General features: G+C 62.3%; 1 protein-coding gene. It reads right to left on the minus strand.

Annotated elements, in window-relative coordinates; genetic code table 11:
* The coding region (gene mrcB, locus B3797_RS19350; protein ID WP_311791927.1) for a penicillin-binding protein 1B at window positions 1–1,596 on the minus strand (1,596 nt) is incomplete at both ends.

Here is a 1,596-nt window from a genome sequence, read left to right on the forward strand (position 1 = left end):
AGCGCGTCGGGATCGAGCGCCCATACCGGCAGCGAACGCCAGGTGCTGCTGCCGTTGCCGCAGACGAAATTGCCCGCTGAGTCGATGTTCATCATGGAGACATCTTCCGGCGGCGTCAGCACCAGCGGCATTGGCGCCTGGTTGTCCAGGTAGCGACGATAGATCTGCATTGCGCCGCTTGCGCCGTACAGCTTGCTCGGCTGGTTATTGTCGCGGCCCACCCAGGTAATAGCGACCTCTTTGCCGTCGACGCCGGCGAACCAGCTGTCGATCAGGTCGTTAGTGGTACCGGTTTTGCCCGCCAGATGCGCTTTGGGATAACGCGCGCCCAGCGCCCGCGCCGTACCGTGATCGGCTACCTGCTGCATCGTGTAGAGCGTCAGATAGGCGGCCTGCGCCGGCTCTACGCGCTGCGCCTGCGGGAAGCTCTGATAGAGCACAGTGCCGTCTTCCGCGATAACGGAACGCACCGCCGAGAGCGGCGCGCGGTTGCCGCCGCTGGCGATCGACTGGAACGCCTGCGCCACTTCAATCGGCGTCAGGTTCAGCGCGCCGAGCAGCATCGCTGGCACCGGGTTCAGCTGATCTTTCGGCACGCCCAGTTTGGTCCAGGTATCCACCACCGCGTCCAGCCCCAGCGTCATACCGAGATTTACCGTCGGCACGTTCATGGAGTTGGTCAGCGCATCCACCAGCATCACCTTGCCGCTGAAGCGACGATCGTCGTTCATCGGTTTCCAGACGGTGCCGTTCGGCTGTTTCAGCGCGATAGGCTCATCGGCGATCCAGCTGTTTAGACGATAGGTGTTCGGCTGGCTGAGCGCGGTCAGATAGGTGGCCGGTTTCGCCAGCGAGCCAATAGAGCGACGCGCCTGCAGCGCGCGGTTGTAGCCGGCGAACTGCGGATCCGCGCCGCCTACCATGGCGCGCACTTCGCCGCTGAAGCGGTCAACTACCACCATCGCGGTTTCCAGATCTTTCAAGCCACGCTGTTTTTTCAGCGCCGGAATACCGTCAAGCACCGCTTTTTCCGCTGCGTCCTGCGATACCGGATCGAGCGTGGTGAAGATCTTCACGCCGGAGAGATCCTTCACCTTATCGCCCAGCTTCGCCTGCAGCTCGTTGCGCACCATCTGCATAAAGGCGGGCTGCGGCGTGATCACGCCGCCCTTCGGCTGTACGCCGAGCGGACGCGCCGAGAGCATGTCATACAGCTCCTGATCGATCACCTTCTGCTGCTGCAGCAGACGCAGCACCAGGTTGCGTCGCTCCAGCGCCAGCTTCGGATTACGCCACGGGTTATAGAGCGAGGCGCCTTTCACCATGCCCACCAGCATCGCCTGCTGATCGAGGCTCAGCTCATCGACCGGACGGCCAAAATAGTAGAGGCTCGCCAGCGGGAAACCGCGGATCTGGTCGTTGCCCGCCTGACCGAGATAGACCTCGTTCAGGTAGAGCTCCAGAATGCGATCCTTGCTGTAGCGTGCATCCATAATGACCGCCATATAGGCTTCACGCGCTTTACGCCACAGCGAACGCTCGTTGGTCAGGAACAGGTTTTTCACCAGCTGCTGCGTCAGCGTACTGCCGCCCTGC

Source organism: Pantoea sp. UBA5923 (genome assembly GCF_002431095.1).
Lineage (GTDB): Bacteria > Pseudomonadota > Gammaproteobacteria > Enterobacterales > Enterobacteriaceae > Pantoea > Pantoea piersonii.